Here is a 16,881-nt window from a genome sequence, read left to right on the forward strand (position 1 = left end):
ATTTCAAGTTCTTATTGGCGTCCCCAAGGGGATTCGAACCCCTGTTACCGCCGTGAAAGGGCGATGTCCTAGGCCTCTAGACGATGGGGACTTTCAATATCTTGATTTATTGATGTCCGTAACAACTGGTGGAGATAAGCGGGATCGAACCGCTGACCTCTTGCATGCCATGCAAGCGCTCTCCCAGCTGAGCTATACCCCCTTAATCGAAGGAACAGGGATTATACTGACGCACTGAAGGCTTGTAAAGGAACTTCATTTTGAAGCCTTGTCCAAACAAGCCGCTATGCGAGCAAGTGTTTCGTCGCGACCTAATAGTTCAAGAACAGCATCAATCGATGGGGTATGTACTTCGCCGGTTGTCATGATCCTTAGCGGCATAGCGATTTTAGGAAGTTTCACATCATGTGTTTTTGCCGTATTTTTGATAGCTTGATGAATCGATTCTCGCGTCCATTCAAGTTGTTTGAATGTATTTCTTAATTCAGTCAGTAATGATAAAGCTTCTGCATTCAAGTATTGCGCTTTTAATTCATCAGATGGCTCTAAGTGTCGGTAGAAATAAATCGCTGCGTCGGCCAATTCTTCGAGCGTATTGACTCTTTCCTTGAGTAATTCAATGATTGAGTTGAGATTGGGGCCTGTTAAAACTTGGCAGTTATGCTTTTCAAGATATGGCGTAACCAGTTCCGCGAGTTGTTGATTATCCGTTTTTTTGAGATATTGTTGATTGATCCAAAACAGTTTCTCGGGGTTGAATTTAGCCGGTGAGCGACTGATTGCTGATAAATCGAACCATTCCACCAGTTCTTCTTGACTGAATATTTCTTCGTCACCATGAGACCAGCCGAGTCTAGCCAAGTAGTTGAGCAATGCTTGCGGCAGATAGCCGTCGTCGCGATATTGCATGACGGATACGGCGCCATGCCGTTTGGATAATCGCTCTCCATTTGAACCTAAGATCATTGGTACGTGTGCATATTTGGGTAAAGTTGCGTCGAGTGCTTTAAGAATATTGATTTGCCGTGGCGTATTGTTGACGTGATCATCGCCGCGGATGACATGGGTAATATTCATGTCCAAGTCGTCCAGCACTACACTGAAGTTATAAGTAGGAATACCGTCACTTCTCATTAGTACCAAATCATCGAGTTCATGATTAGCCACGCTGATGTGGCCTTTGATTTCATCGTTGAATGTAACAAAACCACTGAGTGGGTTTTTTAAACGCAGTACCGGTTTTATGCCTGCAGGAGGGGTTTTATTGGAATCACGCCAGCGACCATCATATCGTGGTTTTAAACCAGCGGACAGTTGTTTTTCGCGCATTTCATCCAATTCCTCCTTGGAGGCATAACAGTAGTACGCTTGATTATCTTTGAGTAGTTGCTCAGCCACTTCTTGATAGCGTTGCAAGCGTTGCATCTGATAAAAAGGACCTTCGTCATAGTCAAGCCCAAGCCATGACATGCCATCGAGAATGGCTTGAGTAGATTCCTTCGTTGAGCGCTCCTGGTCTGTATCTTCAATACGCAGGATAAATTTGCCGCCATATTTGCGTGCATAGGCCCATGAAAAAAGTGCTGTACGAGCACCGCCAATGTGTAAATAGCCGGTGGGGCTGGGGGCAAAACGGGTGCGAACGGTCATGATTTTATGTGTGATTGATAATGATTGGTAACTGTGAAGTGGTTACGCAGTTTACGCGAATCTGCTAACTTCGTGTTTGCCTTAGCAAAGATTCCATTTATATATTTTACCGCAATGCCATGAATAATTTTTGTGCATAAAGCTGGATATAATATGTACCGTTTGTATGCATTTGTTTACTGATAAAGTGATTGATTATCGATGACTTACTTGTTTCACGATTTAATTCGTAATTCTGCTGTAGCTCGACCAGATGCTGATGCACTATTGTATCAACAGGAAACATTAACCTATGCGGGTTTGCTGCACCAAGTCGAACGGGTATCGCTTGGCTTCAAAGCATTGGATTTGCGTCGCGGTGATCGTGTCGCTATTTATCTTGAGAAGCGTTTCGAAACAGTAATTGCTATTTTTGCAACAACTTTAGCGGGTGGCGTATTCGTTCCCGTGAATCCGGCTTTAAAACCTGAGCAAGTCAGCCATATTTTGCAAGATTGTGGTGCCAAAATACTGATAACTTCAGCTAAACGCCTTGAGATGCTTCAAATTGTATTACCTATTCAACATGATTTGCGCGTAACCATTGTTGTAGATGCTGATAGCGAGAGTCAAATGAACTATGGCTCTCGGATCATGCCATGGCTTGAGATGCCTGTCGATGGTATTCGGAAAGCAACTAAGGTCATTGACAATGATATGGCTGCCATTATTTATACTTCGGGTAGCACTGGGAAGCCCAAAGGCGTTATCCTTTCCCATCGTAATCTGGTTGCCGGCGCAAAAAGTGTTTCGGCGTATCTACATAACCATTCGGGCGATCGAATTTTGGCGGTGCTGCCACTTAGCTTTGATTATGGTTTAAGCCAATTGACAACCGCTTTTTATGTCGGTGCAACCAATATCTTGATGAATTATTGGCTTCCGCGTGACATTCTGGAGAATGTGGCAATGCATCAGATTACCGGCCTCGCTGCAGTGCCATCATTGTGGATTCAGCTCGCGGCATTGGATTGGCATGAAATTAATTCATTACGTTATATGACCAGTTCCGGTGGGGCTATCCCATTTCCTGTCATTCAGCGATTTCGTAAGATGTTACCTGCGACACATATTTTCTCGATGTATGGTTTTACTGAGGCTTTTCGTTCCACATATTTGGCACCGGAAGAAATCGATTATCGACCGAAATCAATCGGTAAGGCGATACCTAATGCCGAAGTTTTTGTGTTGCGTCAAGATGGTACGCATTGCGCGCCCGGAGAACCGGGTGAGTTGGTACATCGAGGTGCAACCGTTGCATTGGGATACTGGGGTGATCGTGAAAAAACAGCGAGGGTTTTCAGGACTATTACGCCGAGTCAGGATGGTATGCCAATAAATGAGACCGTAGCTTGGTCAGGTGATACAGTAAAAATAGATGCAGATGGTTTTTTGTACTTTATCGAGCGTCGTGATTCGATGATCAAAAGTTCGGGTTACCGTATCAGTCCGACGGAAATTGAAGAAGTTTTGTACGGCATAGAGAATGTACGTGAAGCGACTGTGTTTGGTGTGCCCCATCCAATTCTAGGACAAGCAATAGTAGCGCTGATAACAGCGCAATCTGATACAACGCTCGATGTGGAAACCATAATGCTATTTTGTAAAAATAAGTTACCAAGTTATATGTGTCCTCATCATCTTGAAGTTTGTCAATTTGATTTGCCACGCAATCTAAACAATAAGATAGACCGTAATAGATTGGCCAAAGAAATGCAGCGACTATTTACTCAGAATGAATCATGAAAAAAACCCTTCCTGAGCATGCACCCATGGAGGGCTTTGCGGTTCAAGGCAATTGTTTGCAAGTCGGTGGTATGTCATTGATACGGTTGGCTGAGCGAGTTGGCTCCACGCCTTTTTATGCCTATGATCGACAAAGAATCACCGAACGAATTGCATTACTGCGCCGACATTTACCCGAAGGCATATTATTGCACTATGCAATGAAAGCGAACCCCATGCCGGCTGTCGTGCAGCATTTAGCCCGTATTGTAGATGGTATAGATATTGCGTCTGTAGGTGAAATGAAAGTTGCACTGGATACAATACTTGCACCTGACAAAATCAGCTTTGCGGGTCCTGGTAAGCGATCTTCTGAGCTTCGCTGCGCTATAGCTGCCGGTGTAACAATCAACGTTGAGTCTGAACAGGAACTGAGGATGATTGTTAAGCTTGGCGAACACTTAGGTATTACCCCTTCTGTGGCGATTCGCATAAATCCTGATTTCGAACTGAAATCCTCGGGTATGAAAATGGGAGGAGGAGCAAAGTCGTTTGGTATAGACGTAGAGCAAGCGCCTAAATTACTGAAGTTGTTGGCATCTCTTAAATTAAATTTTGTTGGCTTGCATATTTTTAGTGGTTCACAAAATCTCAATAGTGCGGCTATTCTCGAAGCGCAGCTTAAATCCCTGCAATTAGGAATACGCTTGGCGCAACATATGCCTATCCCGATGCGATTGCTTAATATTGGCGGTGGTTTTGGTGTGCCCTATTTTCCTGGTGAGGAGCGGCTAGATTTGGCTGTGATTGGTGAAAATATGCAGCCAATGATTCGGACTTTTAGAGAGCAATTACCTGAAACATTCGTGGCGATTGAATTGGGACGATATATGGTTGCCGAAGCTGGAATTTATGTGTGCCGAATTTTGGAACGCAAGGTATCGCGCGGAAAGATATTCCTAATAACGGATGGTGGCATGCACCATCATCTCGCCGCTTCAGGTAATTTAGGGCAAGTAATACGAAAGAATTTTCCGGTAATCATAGGTAATAGAATGCAAGATACCGATAAAGAAGTGGTATCGATAGTCGGTCCATTATGTACACCGCTTGATTTATTGGCTGAGGAAATGATGTTGTCAAAGGCGGTTGTTGGAGATTTTGTGGTGGTACTGCAATCTGGTGCCTATGGTTTAAGTGTTAGCCCTACGGCTTTTTTAAATCATCCGTTACCTGAGGAAATCCTAGTTTAATATTGAATCGCCATCCGTATTCAGGTTTTTTAACTCACTGGAATTTATTGGTTTATCTGTGAATTTGTTGCATCTTTTATACAAATTTAGCGTTCTGCTGTAATTCTTCAAAATAAACACTCGACATTGGTTGAATATTTACAATAAATGATCTTAAATAGTAAATAGCATAAGTAGTAAACATGATGACGAAATAGTCAATTTACACTTATACTAGATTTGTAACTGCATCGATTCGTGTATCTCAGTATATTAAATGCTTTGATAGAAGATTTTGAATAAAGTTCACCTACACTTACTGTTAATGCCTATGCCTGAATATTGAATTGATACGTGACTGGTCAGTTAAGAAAATTATTTCATAATTTCGAATTTACAAACATGTAATAAAACTTAGTTTGGCGATCTATGAATGATTCGTATAGTGGGTTTCGGAGTTTTTTTGAAATTGTAGTCGCTGATACACCCGAATTGCTTGAAGCTGTTTATAGAATACGCTATCAAGTTTTGTGTGTACAAAATAGTTTTCCGGATATGAATGCGAGTGATTATCCCGATCAGTTAGAAAAGGATGAATACGATGATCATTCCTGTCATGCTTTGTTGCGTTTTAAGTCGACAGGACAATATATTGGTGCGGTACGCCTCATATTGCCTGATCCAAACGATTCAGAAAAATTACTTCCGGTAGAAGTTAATACACATGTGGATTCAAAGCTTTGCGATCTCAAAAATATCCATCGTGCAGATATGGCGGAAATTTCTCGTGCTGTTATTTTGAGCCAATTTGATCGACGCAAAGGAGAACGGCGAAAATCCAGAGATGGTGAATCAAGAAGGAGTGATGATAGTAAATCCAATGGTAATGTCATTCGTTCCGATAAGGATCGGAGGGCTTCTGATCGACGATCTACACCACACTTAAGTTTGTTACTGATGGCTTGTGTGATGCGTTTGTCAGTAAAACATAACATTAAGTACTGGATTTCTGCAATGGAGCCTGCGCTCAATCGTTTACTCAGGTTTTATGGTTTAAATTTTCATTGCGCTGGGCCGACTGTTAATTATCATGGTATTCGGCGTCCTTACTGCATCAAAGTTGAAGAGGTATTAAGCAGAATGTATAAGGAAAATTATGAATCATGGGAAGTTCTAACCGAATGTGGCAAGTACAATCTGTCATTCTAGTTCCACAAAAAACGTTTTTTGGGGAATTTATTTCTTGAGTCTGCATTCATTTTCTTGTTTTGTACGGACTGCATTTATTCATTATTGTTTGTCGACATATAGATTTCTTGCCTGCAGAGTACTATTGACTTTTTTTTTATTTACAGTATCCCAGGCTTATGCTGTAAATCATTACCACGTCGTTATTAATAAAAGCGTTGGTGAAAGTAGTATATCAACCAATTCGCTCCGGTCTATTTTTAGCATGCATTTGAAAACATGGCCAGATGGGACAAAAATAAGGGTTTTTGTGTTAGCTGATGATGATCCATTGCATCAAATGTTTTCTAAAGAAAAACTGAATGTTTTTCCGTATCAACTGAGATCCACTTGGGACAGACTGGTATTTTCCGGAACAGGTCAAGCGCCCATTAAGGTTAATTCCATTGAAGAAATGCTGGAGAAAATAATCAGTACACCTGGTGCAATCGGTTATCTATGGAGAGCCAATATTAATGAAAATGTTAACGTGCTCACAATTAAATAACTTTTTGACGGGATTTTCCGGCAGAATTGTAAAGCAGTTTATGTTACTACTGCTGTTTGAGAGCGTATTTTTTTGCGCCTATGCTGAGAATCAAGTGGTACAAAAAACAATAACCAATTCACAAGAAACTTCACTCAAGTGGTTGCAGACTTCTGCGCTGCCTTCATTTATAACTGAAGTAAAAAGACCTGCATGGATCAATAATGCTGCGAATTGGTATCAAAAAAAATCACGTGAAGGCGATTTACAGATTCATGGTTTTATTGGCCAATCGTATATCGTAACGACGCATAATAATGTTTTTGGCAATAGTGATGGTGGGTTGGGAAGTTTTGGATTAACGGAGGCAGGTATTAATGCATCGTTTCGGCCTTTACCAAGATTATTGATTGCAGCACAAGGATTATCGCGTCGTGCAGGTGAAGGAAGTTCCGGTATGCCTCGACTTGATTTTGGATTCTTGGATTATCGATTATATTCGCATGAAGCCAATCAATTCGGTATCAGAGTCGGTCGATTAAAAAATCCATTTGGTTTCTATAACGATACGCGCGATGTACCGTTTACTCGACCGAGTATTCTACTGCCGCAATCAATTTATTTCGATCGCACACGAAATCTTGCGTTATCGGGTGATGGTGTGCATTTGTATGGAGATATTTCACATCCCCAATGGGGGACACTTTCAACACAATTTGGTTTCCTCTTTCCTATCGTTACTGATAAAGATACACGAGCATCTGTTTTGATAGGGGATCATATGAATGGTCACTTAACCCAAGAACCATCTATTATCGGACGAGGTATTTATGAAACCAATGACAGGCGAATAGTTCTAGCGGTCAGTGGGGTGTGGCTCAATACCGATTATGTTTCAAGAGCCGGAGATAAACTGGGTGGGCAAAGCATTTCGAACGGTTCATTGCAATTTTCTCCGGTTTATTTCTCGGCACAATACAATGCAGAGCGTTGGAGCTTGACGTCTGAATACGCTATTCGGCATTTTGCGTATACTAATTTTAATAATACAGTGCTCGATGGCATTAATTTCTATGGTGAGAGTTATTATGTACAGGGTGAATATCGCTTTACACCCAAATGGGAAGGGTTTGTGCGTTACGATGCTTTGTTTACCGATCGATCCGATAAGAGCGGGAAGCAGTGGGTCTCGGAAAATCCAGATAGTCGGCACGGGCTTGAGCATTCACGCTACGCCAAAGACATTACTGTTGGAATACGTTGGAATATTACACCCGAGTTTATGTTGCGTGCCGAGTATCATCATGTGAATGGAACGGGTTGGTTATCGCGGCTGGATAACATGTATCCGGAAAATACACATAAAGAATGGGATCTTTTTGCCATACAAGGTTCTTATCGTTTCTAATCGTACTACTGATGAATAACAGTTCGGAACATCCAATCGTCAAGTCACAGCTTACGGCAGTCAAGGAGCAGAAAAACTTTTATAGTTTGCGGTGGAAGCTTTTATTTGGTAGTAGCCTGATATTGCTAGCAATTGTTGTGGTGTTTTCTGCGATCAGTTATTGGGGGTTGATGCAAAGCTTTGATGATCAGAGGCAGATTGACCATAAGCGTTTCTCGAGAGAGATCGATAATTTGATTGATAATACTACACAAAACTTAGATCGACTTGCTGAGATAATTCCCTTTCTGAATGGTATGAGAGACGCATTATTAGTGAATGACAGCGAGCATATAAGTAAGGCTTTCGATCAGCACTGGTCATTGTTGCAGTTTCATAATGATGTCGAGTTTGTTTATTTTTTTAATGATAAAAATCAATTCGTTGCTGGTTGGGATAATGCCGAGTATGCTGATATCGAAACGGAAATGCTGCGGAATTGGGTTGTGCATGTTAACCAATTCGAGCAACCGATAAATCCGCTGTCTTGCCAAGAAAATTGCGTACAGTTCACTATAGCGCCTTTATTGGTTGATGGACGTAAAGTGGGTACTGTAGTACTCGGGATTTCGCTGGTTGATGTATTGGTATCTTTTAAACGTATTTTCGGCGCTGATATTGGTTTACTCATTAAACAGCAAAAAAACTTAAATTCCCAAGAAAATTTCCGAGTTATTAAAAATTGGGGTGTTTATATTTCTGTACTGACTAATCCGGAAGGAAATTATCAATTTAATTACCAAATTCTTCATAAAGCATCTGAAATATATCCACAGATTGGAGTTTTGGAAGAGAGCGTGCAAGTCAGCGGTCGTAATTTGCATCACCAATTGGAGCTATTTGCATTAAATGCTGTTGAGGCCGATAGCGCATCCTTGGTTGTTATTACCGATGTTACAGCGGCTGTTAGAAACATTCGTAATTCAATTTGGAATATTGGACTAACCGGATTGTTAGGGTTGATCATTTCTCAGCTTCTTTTGTTTTTAATATTGACTCGAATACTTTCACGCTTAAAGGATGTTGCAATTGCCTTGCCTTTACTTGCAAGCGGTCAGTTTGAGAGTTTCCGTCAGTCTCTGTCTGTTTTAATACGAACTTCTAGAGATGAAGTCGATACTTTGTCCGAGGCTGCAATTACTTTGTCGCATCAATTGGAAAAGCTTGAATTGAAAATATCGTCTCGTACAAAGATGTTGATTGAACAAAGAGATGAGCTTAGCCGAGAAAGAGATTTCGTGAAAAATCTGTTGAATACGGCACAGGCGATTGTTTTGACGCAAAATTCAGCAGGAAAAATCATTACTCTGAATGGTTATGGAGAAATGCTAACTCGCTACACAGAAGCAGAATTGTTAGGTAAATCATTTTTGGGTACATTGATTCCAGAGTACGACTCGGAAGATGCGATGAGTCGTTTTGCAGAGATTCATTCTGGACAAAAAATGCAATTACGCCATGAAGCAATAACTTATTGTAAAGATGGATCAAAGCGTCATGTGGCATGGCTTCATTCTCACCTTTCTTGGAATTCCGAAGAAGATCCCTCCATTTTGTCTGTTGGCTTGGATGTTACCGAATATAAGCGTGTAGAAGGGCATTTGGCATGGCTGGCAGATCATGATCCTTTGACCAATATGCTCAATCGACGCCGTTTCAGCGAAGAGTTGGAGCAAGTATTGCATCGTTCCGAGCGATATCTCCATCCTGGTGCATTGTTGTTTTTTGATTTGGATCGATTTAAATACATTAATGATGTCAGTGGTCATCAAGCAGGGGATAGTTTGTTGAAAATGGTAGCTACCATGTTGGCTAAGACAACACGAACTGGTGACATTACCGGTCGATTAGGAGGTGACGAGTTTGCCATTATCTTACCGGAAATTAATGCGGAAGGCGCGATTGAGGTCGCGAAGAAAGTTTTAACTCAGCTTAATCAGGCGCAACTTACCATTAATGGCCGTACCCATAAAATTTCGGCCAGCATTGGTATTGCATTATTTCCTCAGCATGGTGGAAATATTCAGGATCTGCTTGCGGCAGCTGATCTCGCAATGTATCAGGCAAAGTCTATCGGACGAAACGCATGGTATTTATTTTCGGATGATGATCGTATCCTTGATCGCATTCAATTACTGGTGGACTGGAAAGAGCGGATTGAGTATGCGCAAACTCATGATAACTTTATGTTGTATTTGCAGCCGATTATGCATATCAAAACCAAGCAAATTACACATTATGAGGTGTTAATTCGCATGCAAGATAGAGATGGCACGATACGGTCGCCGGGTGATTTTATCCCTGCCGCAGAAAATACTGGATTGATACATGCCATTGACCATATGGTATTGCGCAAAGCGATTGCTCAGGCAGCGATGATTTATGAAGCCGGAGTTTTTGCTAATTTTTCTATCAATTTATCTGCGCATGCTTTTAATGATCCTGAGTTGATGCCGATTCTGAAACAACAATTGTCTGAATATCATATAGATCCAGAAAATTTGATGTTTGAGATCACAGAAACTGCTGCGTTAGAAGATATTCCGGGTGCGCGTACTTTAATGAAGGAAATGAAAGAATTGGGATGCGGTTTTGTATTGGATGATTTTGGTGTGGGTTTTTCCTCTTTCTTTTATTTAAGAGAATTACCGGTCGATACTGTCAAGATTGACGGGTCGTTTATTAAAAATCTAGCAAGTAATAGCGATGATGTTATTTTAGTAAATGCCTTATGCAGCGTAGCTCGAGGATTTGGTAGGAAGGTGACTGCAGAATTTGTTGAAAGCGAAGAAATTTTGAAGATCATTGAGCAAATGGATATCGATTATGCACAGGGTTATTACATCGGTAGGCCGTCTCCCATTGAGCAATTTTTAACTGAAAGAATTGGATTTAATGATTTATCCTCTAAATAGGCTATTAACAAATCAATCATATTTCTTATTTCCTGAGGCGAACTGAACGTTACTCTGCTCTTAATGCATCGACAGGGTTTAATCTTGCTGCGTATATTGCGGGCGCAATACCAGCTACAAGACCGATAAGCGTCGATACACATAATGCTCCAAGTACGTAATCCCATGGAATATTAACGGGTAAACCGCTCACTAGCCATTTTAATAATCCAGCAATTGCAATGCCTGAGCTTAATCCGGCTAATCCTCCTATCGTCGCGAGTGTAATCGACTCTAATAAAAACAACATACGAATACGAGCGCGGGTTGCACCGAGTGCGGTTAATAAGCCAATTTCTGCAACACGTTCTGATACGGTAATGTACATCAAAGTAATCATTCCTACGGCGCCTACGAGTAATGAGATGCCGCCTAACGCTGCTATCGAAAATTTGAGTATATTCAGAATGGTTGTCAGGGTGCTGAGCATTTGTTTTTGTGGTGTAATGGTAAAGTCTTCTCGGCCATGACGCGCAACGAGGATATGACGAATATCATCGATGACTGCCTGCATTGGTGCATCGGGAAAATAAGAAAAATTGATTTCCATTACACCCTGCCGGTTAAATACCTCCAATGCCCGAGCGGTGGGGATAAACACCGTGTCATCCAAATCAAAACCTAATACATTGCCTTTCGATGCCATCACGCCAATAATGCGAAAACGTGCCCCACTAATCTGCAGCATTGCTCCAAGCGGACTAGTATTGCCAAACAATTCACGATGAACTTTGGCGCCGAGTACCGCATAAGGACGGGGATTACGTGGATCATCATTCGGCAGAAATTGCCCCATTGCAACGTGCATATTAAAGGCTTGCGCAAAATGTGGTCCTTGGCCGTAGGCTGTGACGCGTCTACTACGGCCTTGTGCTCGAATTTCTGCATTACCGACAACATTCGCATTGATATATTGCGCATAGCGGCTTTGCTTTAACGCAATACTGTCTTCGATCGTAAGTAATCGGGCACTTCCAATGGCGCCTAATGATCCACCATGAGTATTAATTTTTCCTGGACTGATGTTAATAATATTGGTACCAAACTGGGTAAATTCAGACAGAACAAAACGCTGCACACCATCGCCAATGGCTGTAAGTAAAATGATTGCGACGATGCCGACCGCAATGCTAGATACTGATAAAAGTGTGCGCAAACGATGCGCGGTCAACGCGCGGTAGGAAAATTGCAAAATATCGAGCCAGGTCATTTTCTACTCAATGCTGCTACCGCGTTTAACCGTGCAGCTTTGATCGCAGGCAGCGTGGTAGCAATGATTCCAGTGATTAATGCAATGCTAATAGCGGCTGCGGAGGCCCAAGTGGGTGCCCAGGCGGGAAATTGTGGATACAAAATGCGTATCAATAAACTACCCAATTGACCGAATAAAAATCCTAATAAAGCGCCAACTAATGATAACCAAGCAGCTTCAGTGAAGAATAATCGTCGAATATCGGTCGAAGTGGCACCAATGGCTTTTAATAAGCCAATTTCTGAAGTACGTTGATTGACGGCTACCAGCATCACATTCATGACCAAAATTCCAGCAACAATCAAGCTAATTGCAGCAATACCGGCCACCGCCAGCGTTAGCGCATGTAGGATACGATCAAATGTTGCCAGTACAGCGTCTTGTGTGATGACGGTGCTGTCATCTTCACCCTCGTGACTTTGCTTTAATGTGGCAAGTATTGCTTGCTTAGTAGCTGCTATTTCCCCGTGGTTATTAGCTTCTATCAGAATTCTAAAAAGCGATGTGGTATTAAATAGCGCTTGCGCATAATCGACAGGGATAATCACAATTTCATCTGTATTGAAACCCATTGATTCACCTTGTGATGCAAGTATGCCTGAAACCAAGAAACGGCTGTCACCCAAACGAACGCGTTGCCCTATTGCCGGATTGTGTGGGAAGAAATCTGCAGCAATTTTGGCACCCAATACAATTTGTGCGCTTCTTTCAGAGCCCTGCGTAATAAAGCTTCCTTGCGCCAGCTTCATATGACGAATGGGTATTAAATTTTCATTACTACCCAATACGGTTACTTCTCGTAGGCGGTTTGCCGTTGAAAGCTCAGCCGCACCAATGCTCAACGGTGCATAGCGTTTAACCAGTGGAAGCCTACCTAGTAATTGCGCATCGTGTAGCGTCAAATCCCGTGGAGTTTGACCAAGAATCGCTCCAGGAAAAGATCCTGCCGTTTCCGCGCGGCCTGGTAAAACCACTAGTAAGTTGGTGCCGATAGAAGAAAATTGATTAATAACAAAATTTCTAGCGCCATCTCCAAGAGCCGTTAGTATTATGACGGCAGCTACACCTAAAGACATGGCGAGTACGATTAAAACTGACCGGATACGGTAGCTGATGACCGCCTTAAGTGCAGTGCGTAACGTATCAAGGAGTGTCACGTGCTTGGTCCGTGAGTATTTTGCCGTCACGCATGGCAATTTGTCGATTTGCACGAGAGCCTAATTCGCGGTCGTGCGTTACTATAATCAATGTGGTTCCTTGATGCTGAAGGCTTTCCAACAGTAGCATGACTTCAGCACCAATCTGATGGTCCAAGTTTCCGGTTGGCTCATCGGCTAATATGATGCTTGGCTGCATGATAGTTGCCCGTGCGATTGCAACGCGCTGGCGCTGTCCACCAGAAAGTTCAGACGGTCGGTGATTGGCGCGCTGTTCCAGTTCAAAAGCCTGCAAAGCATCGTGTACGCGTATTTTTCTTTCATCGATTGATACTCCTTCCAGTGTTAGAGGTAACTCGATATTCTCCGCTGCGGTCAAGCGTGGTATCAAGTGAAACGATTGAAAAACAAAGCCAATTTTTCTTCGGCGAATTTGTGCCTGTTCGATTTCGGTTAGATCGGTTACGGCTTTGTTGTCTAGTTCGTATTGGCCTGCATCGGGTTGATCAAGTAATCCAATGATATTGAGTAAAGTGGATTTTCCGGAACCTGAAGGACCCATGATAGAAAGATATTCACCAGAAGTAATTTCCAAATTGATTTGATTCAGTGCCAGCACGGTTTGTTCACCCATTGTAAATGTACGAGTAATATTGATCAGACGAATCATGCTTAAGGAGCTTTTGGGGAGGTGGATACAAGTACGCCACTCTTAATACCATCTTGGTCAGACGATAACAGAATATGATCTCCTTCTTTTAAGCCGCTGGTAACTTCAGTAAAACTCCAATTACTTAAACCTTTTTCGATAGGTTGTTCAATGAGGCGATTATTGGCGTCAACTAGCCAGACTTTGTTATTTTGCCGGAGTGTTTGTGTCGGAATTCGTAACACGTTATTCTTCCTTGCGAGTATCACTTCTACATCGGCGCTGTAGCCCACTAAAAGTCCTTTTGTAGGAGAAGAATGAAAGTCAACCTCAATATCGACAGTACGCGCTTGTTTTTCTATTTCAGTGATAAAAGGTGCGATACGCCGAACTTTTCCAGGAAAAACTTTATCTTGCATGGCGTCCAGCGTAATACGAACTTCCTGGTCGACTTGAATTTTGGGAGCATCGACTTCATCCATGGGCGCTGAAACGTATAAACATTGATCATCGATAAGATCAATCGTTGGTGGAGTGGGAATCCCAGGAGGAGAAGGCGTAGTGAATTCTCCCAGTTCGCCGCTGATATGACCTATAACGCCAGAGAATGGTGCGGTAATGATGGTGCGGTCAATGGTTGCTTGACTCACGCGAATTTGCGCTTCCGCTCGCTTGATATCGGATATGGCTGCTTCGCAGCTTGCACGACGGGAGTTTGCGTTTGCACGAGTATCGTCCACTCGTTGGGGGCTAACAAAGTTTTTGCTGAGTAGCTGTTGCGTTCGAATATATTCGCGTTGTGCATTATCAGCTAAAATGCAAGCTTCTTGTCTGCGTTCTTGTGCTGTTGCAAGCTGTCGTTGTGCCAAATCCAGCTGCGCTCGCAAGTCATGATTCCATAATTCCAATAAAACTTGTCCTGCTTGCACACGGTCACCTTCTCTTATCCAAATCTTCGCGATCTGTCCACCTGAAGCCGGAGCAAGATTAGATCTTCGACAAGATTTGACTGTACCTGCGCGAGTATTCACAATAACTGCTTCTACGTCACCTGTAGAAACAGTTATCCATTCAACCAATATCGGTTTGGGGCGTATGTAATACCAACCAGCCAGTAATAAAATACTGATCACAACGATAATAGTTATCCATCGAAGTGAATTCTGAGTATGAGGTTTCATGTGATATGTCAATTGTTTCAGAAAGAATAACGCATCAGTTGTGTTTCAATTTAAAACTGCGTATTTTACATCTTTAAGCTGAAATCCCGACAAATAGCTGTGCAGGAAATTAATTTAACTCGTAGGGTAATAATCTAATTTTATGACTGATCTTTGGCGTAACAAATTCATTCAATCGGACGAAGACCAACCTACGGGTATGGAAGATATTCGTCCTGACGAAAGCGACTTCTCGGTACTTGATCCGAAGACATTTGGAGCGATCGAAGCCGAAAAGCTGTTTAACGTGATCGATAGAACACAAACTGAAATAGGGCAATTGGTACTATTTCGCTCGATTGCTCATCCGCCTGTTGATGCATTGGTGCTACAGCAAAAGCAAGCAGCATTAATGGAAATCGAATCTGATTCTCAATTGCGCGATGCTTTAATACGTTACGTGGCAGATTTGGCTAAATATGAGAAATCGTTGAAATATCTTTTGTATGGTAAGTTTTTTGGCGGTTTCGCTAGCGAAGAGCCAAGTTCGTCCGATAAGCTTGAGTTTGGCGGTTATGGTTATCATCAATATAGGAACGGTACTGAGTTCGTGATTGACCTGGTGGAAAAAATAACCCAAATCCCATCCCCCAAATCAACGTATTTAAATGCTTTATTGAATACAGTTCGTGAGTTTGGTAATTCAGATATTTATGCCCTAATTAAAGGTCCGGTGTTTTATTCCAATGGGAAATTTAAAACCAAAAAAGAGAAATCGACCTTTGATCTTTATACACGTTTTCACCCTACGTTGTTTAAAGTGATTCCCGCTTTGCTTTTTTTTGCTGCATCGTATGGTATTTTGCAGTTTATGGAAATACTGATGCCGTATTTGCGAGGGTCTTTTATCAGTTATGCAATTTTTGGGCTGACTATTCCGGTTTTCCCGATTATTTTGTTGGCTATGGGAGTATCAGACCGTGATTCGGTTATTTACCCATTACGTAGAAAATTTCGCGAAAGTGCCGAACTAGCAAGAGTGATTGAAGTATTGGGTATGTTGGATGAATTGCTGTCTTTTTATCGCTATGGCGAGACATTAACCGTCGATAAGACCTTGCCAGAAATTCTCGATGAGAAATCACACCAATTGATCGTTAGCTATGCAAAAAATCCATTATTGGTCAATGAGATAATAGAGTATGTGCCAAATGATATTCGCTTGGATGCCAAAAATCGAATCTTAATCATCACCGGTCCGAATAGTGGCGGTAAAACGGCTTATTGCAAAACGGTTATACAAATTCAATTATTGGGGCAAATAGGCTGTTATATACCGGCAAAACAAGGAAAATTAGTACCCACTGAACATATGTATTATCAAGTTCCCGATCCAGGACAATTAAGTGCAGGTATGGGGCGCTTTGCGCATGAATTGACGCGCACCCGAGAAATATTTTTTAATTCTACTCCGTTGAGTTTGGTGGTGCTGGATGAGCTATCAGAAGGAACTACATTTGAAGAAAAAATGACTATTTCTGAGTATATTTTAAAAGGATTTCACAAACTCGGTGCCAGTACTTTATTGGTGACGCACAATCACGAGTTATGCGAATTGCTGCGGAAAGATCAAATTGGAGACTACTTGCAAGTAGAGTTTGCGTTAAATGAGCCAACTCACCGTTTGATTCCGGGAGTATCCAAAGTCAGTCATGCAGATCGCGTGGCTAGTGCTATCGGTTTCAGTCAGAAGGATGTCGAAGAACACTTGGAGCGCCACAAAGATATGCGGTAGCGTTAATATGAAACGATGGGCGCTTGGAGTGATTTTTTTGGTCTAGGTTAATTGATTCAAATATTCACGCTCGTTTTAAATATTTTTCTGCTATGCTGAAACGGCGA

General features: G+C 42.0%; 12 protein-coding genes and 2 tRNA genes. 7 read left to right on the forward strand and 7 right to left on the reverse strand.

What is annotated here, in order from left to right; genetic code table 11:
- Positions 1 to 15 precede the first annotated feature (15 nt).
- The 3 genes from W03_RS03665 to gltX form a co-directional block, all read right to left on the reverse strand.
- Positions 16 to 91, reverse strand: a tRNA-Glu gene (locus W03_RS03665).
- A 35-nt stretch (positions 92 to 126) separates the two neighbouring features.
- A tRNA-Ala gene (locus W03_RS03670) sits at positions 127 to 202 on the reverse strand.
- A gap of 53 nt (positions 203 to 255) precedes the next feature.
- The gene (gene gltX, locus W03_RS03675) at positions 256 to 1,650 is read right to left on the reverse strand and encodes a glutamate--tRNA ligase (protein ID WP_244071501.1); all 1,395 of its coding nucleotides are present in this window, start codon (positions 1,648 to 1,650) and stop codon (positions 256 to 258) included.
- Between the two features lie 201 nt (positions 1,651 to 1,851).
- On the opposite strand from gltX, the gene W03_RS03680 reads away from it, so the two are divergent.
- The 6 genes from W03_RS03680 (at position 1,852) to W03_RS03705 (ending at position 10,722) form a co-directional block, all read left to right on the forward strand.
- Positions 1,852 to 3,435 (forward strand): acyl-CoA ligase (AMP-forming), exosortase A system-associated, encoded by a 1,584-nt coding sequence (locus W03_RS03680; RefSeq protein WP_244071503.1) that lies wholly within the window; start codon positions 1,852 to 1,854, stop codon positions 3,433 to 3,435.
- Entirely contained in the window at positions 3,432 to 4,667 is a 1,236-nt protein-coding gene (locus W03_RS03685; protein ID WP_244071505.1) for a pyridoxal-dependent decarboxylase, exosortase A system-associated, read from the forward strand. The genes W03_RS03680 and W03_RS03685 overlap by 4 nt, the downstream gene beginning before the upstream one ends.
- Before the next feature lie 408 nt (positions 4,668 to 5,075).
- On the forward strand, positions 5,076 to 5,855 hold the full coding sequence (locus W03_RS03690; RefSeq protein ID WP_244071507.1) for a PEP-CTERM/exosortase system-associated acyltransferase: 780 nt from the start codon (positions 5,076 to 5,078) through the stop codon (positions 5,853 to 5,855).
- Positions 5,830 to 6,381 (forward strand): substrate-binding domain-containing protein, encoded by a 552-nt coding sequence (locus W03_RS13515; protein ID WP_375792709.1) that lies wholly within the window; start codon positions 5,830 to 5,832, stop codon positions 6,379 to 6,381. Before W03_RS03690 ends, W03_RS13515 begins: the two co-directional genes overlap by 26 nt.
- Positions 6,350 to 7,768 (forward strand): OprO/OprP family phosphate-selective porin, encoded by a 1,419-nt coding sequence (locus W03_RS03700; protein ID WP_244071512.1) that lies wholly within the window; start codon positions 6,350 to 6,352, stop codon positions 7,766 to 7,768. Before W03_RS13515 ends, W03_RS03700 begins: the two co-directional genes overlap by 32 nt.
- Before the next feature lie 11 nt (positions 7,769 to 7,779).
- Positions 7,780 to 10,722, forward strand: a complete 2,943-nt coding sequence (locus W03_RS03705; RefSeq protein WP_244071514.1) for an EAL domain-containing protein — start codon at positions 7,780 to 7,782, stop codon at positions 10,720 to 10,722.
- Positions 10,723 to 10,771: 49 nt separating this feature from the next.
- On the opposite strand, the gene W03_RS03710 is transcribed toward W03_RS03705, so the two are convergent.
- The 4 genes from W03_RS03710 to W03_RS03725 are packed head-to-tail and all read right to left on the reverse strand — an operon-like array spanning position 10,772 to position 15,000.
- Positions 10,772 to 11,971: an ABC transporter permease gene (locus W03_RS03710; protein WP_244071516.1), complete on the reverse strand. Its 1,200-nt coding sequence runs from the start codon at positions 11,969 to 11,971 to the stop codon at positions 10,772 to 10,774.
- A complete protein-coding gene (locus W03_RS03715) occupies positions 11,968 to 13,170 on the reverse strand; it encodes an ABC transporter permease (protein ID WP_244071518.1) in 1,203 nt (400 codons plus the stop codon). The genes W03_RS03710 and W03_RS03715 overlap by 4 nt, the downstream gene beginning before the upstream one ends.
- Positions 13,157 to 13,840, reverse strand: a complete 684-nt coding sequence (locus W03_RS03720) for an ABC transporter ATP-binding protein (RefSeq protein WP_244071521.1) — start codon at positions 13,838 to 13,840, stop codon at positions 13,157 to 13,159. Before W03_RS03720 ends, W03_RS03715 begins: the two co-directional genes overlap by 14 nt.
- Positions 13,841 to 13,842: 2 nt before the next feature.
- Complete coding sequence (locus tag W03_RS03725) at positions 13,843 to 15,000, reverse strand: efflux RND transporter periplasmic adaptor subunit (protein ID WP_244071522.1); 1,158 nt, start codon at positions 14,998 to 15,000, stop codon at positions 13,843 to 13,845.
- Positions 15,001 to 15,142: 142 nt separating this feature from the next.
- Here W03_RS03725 and W03_RS03730 point away from each other — a divergent pair, with 142 nt between their 5' ends.
- Positions 15,143 to 16,774 carry a DNA mismatch repair protein MutS gene (locus W03_RS03730; protein WP_244071524.1) on the forward strand — a complete coding sequence of 544 codons (1,632 nt, stop codon included), beginning with the start codon at positions 15,143 to 15,145 and terminating at the stop codon, positions 16,772 to 16,774.
- The last annotated feature ends 107 nt before the right edge of the window (positions 16,775 to 16,881 follow it).

Source organism: Nitrosomonas sp. PY1 (assembly GCF_022836435.1).
Taxonomy (GTDB): domain Bacteria; phylum Pseudomonadota; class Gammaproteobacteria; order Burkholderiales; family Nitrosomonadaceae; genus Nitrosomonas.

Excerpts from the sequence above, each read along its gene's own strand:
- gltX (WP_244071501.1), bottom strand. The coding sequence starts at position 1,650 with ATGACCGTTCGCACCCGTTTTGCCCCCAGCCCCACCGGCTATTTACAC.
- W03_RS03680 (WP_244071503.1), top strand. The coding sequence starts at position 1,852 with ATGACTTACTTGTTTCACGATTTAATTCGTAATTCTGCTGTAGCTCGA.
- W03_RS03685 (WP_244071505.1), top strand. The coding sequence starts at position 3,432 with ATGAAAAAAACCCTTCCTGAGCATGCACCCATGGAGGGCTTTGCGGTT.
- W03_RS03690 (WP_244071507.1), top strand. The coding sequence starts at position 5,076 with ATGAATGATTCGTATAGTGGGTTTCGGAGTTTTTTTGAAATTGTAGTC.
- W03_RS03700 (WP_244071512.1), top strand. The coding sequence starts at position 6,350 with ATGAAAATGTTAACGTGCTCACAATTAAATAACTTTTTGACGGGATTT.
- W03_RS03705 (WP_244071514.1), top strand. The coding sequence starts at position 7,780 with ATGAATAACAGTTCGGAACATCCAATCGTCAAGTCACAGCTTACGGCA.
- W03_RS03710 (WP_244071516.1), bottom strand. The coding sequence starts at position 11,971 with ATGACCTGGCTCGATATTTTGCAATTTTCCTACCGCGCGTTGACCGCG.
- W03_RS03720 (WP_244071521.1), bottom strand. The coding sequence starts at position 13,840 with ATGATTCGTCTGATCAATATTACTCGTACATTTACAATGGGTGAACAA.
- W03_RS03725 (WP_244071522.1), bottom strand. The coding sequence starts at position 15,000 with ATGAAACCTCATACTCAGAATTCACTTCGATGGATAACTATTATCGTT.
- W03_RS03730 (WP_244071524.1), top strand. The coding sequence starts at position 15,143 with ATGACTGATCTTTGGCGTAACAAATTCATTCAATCGGACGAAGACCAA.